This is a genomic window from Clostridia bacterium (assembly GCA_012841935.1).
In the GTDB taxonomy this organism is placed as follows: Bacteria; Bacillota; Peptococcia; order DRI-13; family DTU073; genus DUTS01.
This window is the reverse complement of record DUTS01000024.1, coordinates 1-7,064: the sequence shown is the minus strand read 5'-3', so window position 1 is coordinate 7,064 and position 7,064 is coordinate 1. Positions and strand designations below refer to the sequence as shown.

Annotated in this window: 6 protein-coding genes; all 6 read right to left on the bottom strand. The window is 36.5% G+C overall.

Features of this window, described 5'->3' with window-relative positions; all coding sequences use genetic code 11:
* Positions 1–953: histidine--tRNA ligase (locus tag GX687_01415; GenBank protein ID HHX96109.1), on the bottom strand; the 953-nt coding region annotated here is incomplete at its 3' end.
* Positions 954–987: 34 nt separating this feature from the next.
* The gene (hemZ, locus tag GX687_01410; protein HHX96108.1) at positions 988–2,493 is read right to left on the bottom strand and encodes a coproporphyrinogen dehydrogenase HemZ; all 1,506 of its coding nucleotides are present in this window, start codon (positions 2,491–2,493) and stop codon (positions 988–990) included.
* 3 nt (positions 2,494–2,496) lie between these two features.
* Positions 2,497–3,123, bottom strand: a complete 627-nt coding sequence (locus tag GX687_01405; protein HHX96107.1) for an MBL fold metallo-hydrolase — start codon at positions 3,121–3,123, stop codon at positions 2,497–2,499.
* 19 nt (positions 3,124–3,142) lie between these two features.
* On the bottom strand, positions 3,143–3,592 hold the full coding sequence (locus GX687_01400; GenBank protein ID HHX96106.1) for a D-tyrosyl-tRNA(Tyr) deacylase: 450 nt from the start codon (positions 3,590–3,592) through the stop codon (positions 3,143–3,145).
* An 18-nt stretch (positions 3,593–3,610) separates the two neighbouring features.
* A complete protein-coding gene (locus GX687_01395; protein ID HHX96105.1) occupies positions 3,611–5,788 on the bottom strand; it encodes a bifunctional (p)ppGpp synthetase/guanosine-3',5'-bis(diphosphate) 3'-pyrophosphohydrolase in 2,178 nt (725 codons plus the stop codon).
* Positions 5,789–5,799: 11 nt separating this feature from the next.
* Positions 5,800–7,064: DEAD/DEAH box helicase (locus GX687_01390; GenBank protein HHX96104.1), on the bottom strand; the 1,265-nt coding region annotated here is incomplete at its 5' end.

The following is a 7,064-nucleotide window of genomic DNA, read 5'->3' as shown; positions in this document are numbered from 1 at the left end:
CCCTGACTTTCCATAGCCAATAAAATCCTTTCCAAACCCAAAGCATAACCAATACCCGGCAAATCAGGCCCCCCACATTCTAAAATTAGCTGATCATAGCGGCCACCACCACCAATAGAGCTTTGGGCCCCAATTTCCGGAACCATGATTTCAAAAGCCGTTTTAGTGTAATAATCAAGTCCCCGCACTAAGCGGGGATTTAAAACATAAGGAATCTCCAAAAGTTCTAAATATTCCCGCACACTTTGGAAATGACTTTTACATTCACTACAAAGCATTTCCTCTAGGAGAGGACTTTCATTCACTATTTCTTGACAAATAGCCTGTTTGCAATCTAAAATCCGTAAAGGATTTTTTACAAAACGTTCTCGACAGTCTGTACATAAGTCCTGCAATTTTGTTTGTAAATAAGCCCTTAATTTTTCCGCATGCTCTTTACGGCATTTTGGACAGCCAACACTATTTAATTCCAAAGTTAAATTAGTTAAACCCAAATGGAGATAAATATCCCAGGCCATGGCAATTACTTCAGCATCTAAACTTGGCTCATTAGACCCAAAAGCCTCCACCCCAAATTGATGAAATTGCCGATAACGTCCCGCCTGAGGGCGATCATAACGAAACATAGGACCCAAATAATATAATTTAACCGGTAAAGGACCAGCATATAATTTGTTTTCTAAAAAAGCACGTACAGTAGAAGCAGTAGCCTCCGGCCGCAAGCTTAAAGAACGCTTACCTCGATCTAGAAAAGTATACATTTCTTTAGACACAATATCAGTGCTTTCCCCCACACTGCGCTGAAAAAGCTCGGTATGTTCAAAAATTGGTGTGCGAATTTCCCGATAACCATATAAAAAAGCAATATCATGTAAAATTTGCTCCACATAATGCCATTTTTCCAACTCCTCTGGCAAAAGATCATTTGTTCCCCGCGGTCTCATGGTCAACATAGTTACACAACCTTCCTTTTACTTCTAATTTAGATTATAAAACTGTCTGCAGGTTGTCAACTTTTCGCTGCAGTAACTCATCAACTCTTTGTAAATAAAACAAAATATCTTTAGGATTATAAATACTTTCTAAAAAGTTTGTTTCCAAATCAACAAATTTACTACTTGCACCTACACCACAACCTAAAATAGTCTGTCTTTCTTCCATCATTAATAAATTATAAAGACAGATTTTACCCGGTAAACTATAACCGACATTTTCACCATGAGCAAAAATTTCCTTTTGGCGATAAAGGTAATAAGGTAAATAACCGGCTTTTGCCAACCTAGTATGAGCTAAGTCCAACATAGCTTGCCCTTCGGCTGGTAATACCAGGTCAATTTTTTCTTGACGATAATAGGCAGCTCTTTTTAAGGCTAAGGCATGAACAGTAATGTTTTCAGGCCGTAAAGCAAGAATTTCATTTAAAGTTTTATCTAAATCTACCCGTTTTTCACCAGGTAAACCAATAATCAAATCCATATTAATGACCGGGAAACCAAATTCTCTTGCTAGATGATAAGCTGTAATAATGTCTTCACAACTATGCTTTCTGCCAATTCGCTCCAAGGTCACGGCTTGCATTGTTTGAGGATTAATACTCAAACGTGTTACTTGATGGGCTTTTAAAACCTCCAATTTTTCCCGGGTGAGTGTTTCAGGTCGTCCACCTTCTACAGTTAATTCCCTATCAGGAACAAAAGCAAAATTATCTTGAACAACTGTTAACAGTTTAGCCAGTTGTCCCGCCGATAAAATGGTAGGTGTACCACCCCCCAAATATACTGTTTGTACTTTTATTTCTTTTTCTTGTAAAACCTTGCTCAAACCAATAATTTCTTTTTCCAAGGCTTGCAAATAATCTGCTAGTAAATAGCCCCATCTGTCAAGGGAAAACGAAGGAAAGGAACAATAATAACAGCGAGTTGGACAAAAAGGGATACCTAGATAAAGACTTACCAAATTCCTTTTTTCCTTAGGCAAAAAGGGTCTCTGCCGATAGGCAATTTCCAACAGCAATTTTGCTTTGCGTTCCTCAAGTGCATAATCTTTGATTAAATGGTTCAAAATATTTTCCGGTGTTATACCATCATCCATAAAACGCTGTACAATTTTCAAAGGCCTTACTCCAGTTAAAATACCCCAAGGACTAGGTTTAATAATTTTAGCCAAACTAAATATCTGCTGTAAAGCTAAACGAAGTAAACGTCTGGCACGATTAGTTTCTTCCTCCGAAAAAAAAGGAGGCTTTGCCACTTCTTCATGAAAAAAAACTTGATCATCCATTTCCAATTTTACCTTTATCACTAAAGGTGAAGTTTGTTTTTCCAAATAAAGATTAATTTTTTTATCAGCTTTAACAGTACCGGAAAAATAATTGGAACTTATTAAAAAATTAGTAGTATCAATTTCTTTGAGGCGCGGAAAATAAATCCGCAGTACCTCCTTAACTATCCGCACCTGATCTGTAGAAGGGGAAAACACCTTTACTCTAATCATTTTTTACCTAAAATAAGGATTAGTCTTTTTTTCATGCCCAATGGTAGTCTGAGGCCCATGTCCGGGATAGACGACAGTCTCCTCATCTAAAACAAAGAGCTCATTTTTAATAGCTTTAATTATAGTGGGAAAAGACCCCCCCGGCAAATCTGTGCGTCCAATAGAACCGGCAAATAATGTATCCCCCGTAAAACAGACACCTTCCCCAACCAAACAAATTCCCCCTAAAGTATGTCCAGGTGTATGCAAAACTTTAAAGTTTAAAGTACCAATAGTTAAAACTTCACCGGCCTCTAGATGACGATCTGCCGGTGGTCCATCAATTTCCTTCCCGGCAAAATAAAAGGAGATGTTTTTTCGCGGATCAGTAAGCATTTCACTATCTCCTCGATGTATACAGATCTCTGCTTCCCGATTTTTTTCTTTTAAATACCCATTGGCCCCAATATGGTCCAAGTGACCATGTGTATTAATAATATATTTAACCTTTAAAGCCAATACCTCGATTCTTTTTTGGATGCGTTCTCCCTCTGCCCCAGGATCAATAACCAATGCTTCCCGAGTTTGTTCATCATATACTAAATAACAATTAGCCTCAATTTGTCCTACTTCCAACATTTCGATTCGCAGCATTTTTTTCAACCCCTATTTAAAAATTTTTGTTACTGTCTAAAAGTAAAGTAAGTGGTCCTTCATTTTCAATTTTAACCAACATTTCAGCTTGAAAAACACCAGTAGCCACCTTAATACCAGCACTTTTAACCTGCTGAACGAATTCCTGATATAAAGCATCTGCTTTTTCCAGGGAAGCCGCACCTGAAAAACTAGGTCGTCTTCCCTTACGGCAATCACCATAAAGAGTAAATTGAGAAACAACTAACATTTCCCCTTTAATGTCTTGGAGGGAATAATTTAATTTCCCATTTTGATCTTCAAAAACACGTAAATTAATAATTTTTCGTACTAAATAATCTACATCATTTTTCGTATCCCCAGCTCCCACCCCCAAAAAAACCAATAATCCTTTATCTATTTGACCAACTGTTGTTCCCTTTACAGAAACAGCACTTGTTTTAACCCTTTGCACAACCACACGCATTAAACACCCTCCCCCCAATTATTTACGAAATACGTCAAGAACATCCCTGATATTTTTTAGTTTATTTATTAACAAGGATAATTGTTTAGTAACCCTAATTTCAATAATTAAATTAATTATGGCTCGACCATGTTTAGCCGTACGAGCATTTATAGAATTAAGAGGTATTTTCATTTCTACCAAAGTACTCATAATTTCCAGAGCTAATTGTGGTCGATCCAAAGCCTGAATTTCTAATTCCACCTGATAAACATTTTCCGCAGTCACCGCCCAAACAACTTCAATTAAACGTCCTTTTTCTTGTGGTGTTAAATTATTGATATTTTGACAATCAGCCCGATGTACCGAAATACCCCTACCGCGAGTAATATAACCAATTATCTCATCACCGGGAAGAGGATGACAGCACTGGGCTAATCTAACTAAAACCCCCTCTTCACCTTTGACCTTTATTCCATAAGTTCTCTGATAGGTACGTGCCTCTTTTTGTAAACCCTTTTGTAATTGGGCTAAATCTACTTTAGGCAATTGTTTTTCCACAGGCAAAAATTCATCTCGTAAACGCGTAAAGACTTGATAAGCACTTAATGCTCCTTCACCAACAGCTACCAAAAGATCATCTGCCTGACTTTTTCCGAAGCGGGGAGCTAATTCCGCCAACCATTCCTGTTTTATTTTTATATTTTCAAAACCTTGTTTTTTAAATTCTTTTTCAAGATTTTCCCGACCCAATTGAAAATGTTCTTCTTTTTTTTCTTTTTTAAACCAAGACCTTATTCTATTTTTGGCATGAGAAGTTTTCACCATTTTTAACCAATCTCGACTAGGCCCACTTGAATGTTTAGCAGTGATGATTTCTACAATATCACCATTTTTTAAAACATAATCTAAAGGAACCATTTTACCATTTACCCGACAGCCGACACAACTATGTCCCACATCAGAATGAATACGATAAGCAAAATCCAGTGGAATAGAACCAGCAGGTAATTCCTTGACATCCCCCTTAGGTGTAAAAACAAAAACAACATCCGAAAAAACATCTATTTTTAAAAGTTCCATAAATTCTTTGGTATCTTTAACTTCCTTTTGCCATTCCAAGACCTGTCTTAACCAGGCAAGCCTTTTATCCAATTCCGTACTTCCCTTTTGATACCCTTCTTTATATTTCCAATGGGCGGCAATCCCATATTCAGCTGTTCGGTGCATTTCTTGTGTTCGTATTTGTACTTCAAAAGGCTCCCCAGCCAGACCCATTACCGTTGTGTGTAGTGATTGATACATATTTGGTTTAGGCATAGCAATATAATCTTTAAAGCGTCTGGGAATAGGAGTCCAAAGGGTATGAATAATTCCTAAAACTTCATAACAATCCCTTACCGTATCTACTATTACCCGAACAGCAATCAAATCATAGATTTCATCTAATTCCTTTTCTCGTTCCTGCATTTTTTGATAAATACTGTAGAAATGTTTGGGACGACCTTGTATATCAGCATTTATACGTGCTGCTCGTAATTTAGTTTTTAAATGTTCAATTACTTTTTCAATATAGGCTTCCCTTTCTTGGCGGCGCATCGCTATTTTTTTAACCAAACAATTATATTCTTCTGGTTTTAAAAATCGAAAAGCCAAATCCTCCAATTCCCATTTAATCGTAAAAATCCCTAAACGATGAGCTAATGGAGCGAAAATCTCTAAAGTCTCTTCAGCAATCTCCCTTTGCTTATTTATTGTCTGATGTTTTAAGGTGCGCATATTATGCAAACGATCAGCTAGCTTAATCATTATGACCCGAATATCTTTAGCCATAGCTAAAAACATTTTACGTAAATTCTCTACTTGTCGTTCCTCTTGAGAGCGAAATTGCAATTTACTTAATTTGGTAACCCCATCAACTAAAAGGGCAATTTCGCTGCCAAATACTTCCGTAATTTTTTCAAGCGGTACACTGGTATCTTCAACAACATCATGTAAAAGGGCCGCAATTATAGTAGGCAAATCTAACTCCAAATCAGTTAAAATTTGAGCTACTGCTACAGGATGAACAATGAAGGGTTCCCCCGAAATTCTATTTTGACCACCATGTGCTTTTAAAGCAAATTGATAGGCTTGATTAACTAAATTCACTTCTTTTTTGGAGTAGTGCTGTTTAATCTGTTTTTGTAATTCTGAAAACAAATCCTGTCTTAACATCCTTTCACCACCTAAAGTGACTCCCTTGCTTGAGGAAAAATAGGTTGATTAATCATTTTTAGAACTACTTCTTTATCCATAGTTAATGCAAAATTGGCAAAATCCTGAAATTCCTCCCACTCATCTTTGCCTTCAGAATAACAAAGCGAAATGGCTAAATCCAGTTTTTCCGATGGAGCAGGAAGTAAAGTACAGGACTTCATATCTTCACAAGCTAATAGGCCCAATTCCTCCAAAATAACCAAAGCAGTAGCCGTAGTTGCTGAAGAGAAATATTTAATTCCCTGTTTATGCATTTCAACAGGTAAATTTCGTATTACCTCCGACCAAGGCCGTTTTAATTGAGCCTGTTTCAGTAAAAAAAGATAAACCTTGGCTAAAACCGCCCGCGAAGGAGCCCCTCTTTGTAAAATAAATTCATTTAAAGCACGATCAGCCTCATTAAATAACAAATGAATATAGGCAGACTCATGATTACGACCTGCCCTGCCGGCCAATTGATTAAATTCCCCATATGAAAAAGGCAAATGATATAAAACTACATGCCTAATATCAGGAATATCAATCCCTTCGCCAAAGGCACTGGTAGTTACCATTACCTGTAATTCACCCTGCCGATAGGACTTTTCTAAACAAAAACGCTCTTTATTATTTAAACCAGCATGATAAAAACCTATTTTTTCTTTTAAACCCTGATGATAAAAACGTAATTTTTCTGCCAATTGATATACCCGACGGCGACTGTTCATATAAATTATAATTCGTTCTCCACTATCAATTAATTTTAATAAATATTTTAATTTATCTTTTTGCCGACGCTGATCAATAATCTGCAAATTTTCCCTGCAATAATTTTCCGTCACCATTTGCATTGGTGCAAAAATCTTTGTAATTAACTGTGCTGTTTCTACCGCAGCAGTTGCCGTAGCAGCAAGCACTAAAGGTTTATTTAATTCTTGCCAACAGTGTGCTAATTGACAATAGCCTAGGCGATTACTTTTGGCCAAATGATGGGCTTCATCAATGACAAAAAAACCCATTCTAGAAGCACATTGTTTAAATTTATCAAGATGAAAATAAAGAAATTCAGGAGTAGTTAAAATCATATCAATTTTTCCCTGTTCCAAATCACAAAAAAATTGTTTTCTTTTACCCAAATTCAAGGCACCTTGAGCCCGGGAAACTTTTAATCCCAATAAAGCCATTTTCTTATGAATTCTTTGATATTGATCATTTACCAATGAACGTAAAGGATAAATAAAAATACTAATTTTTT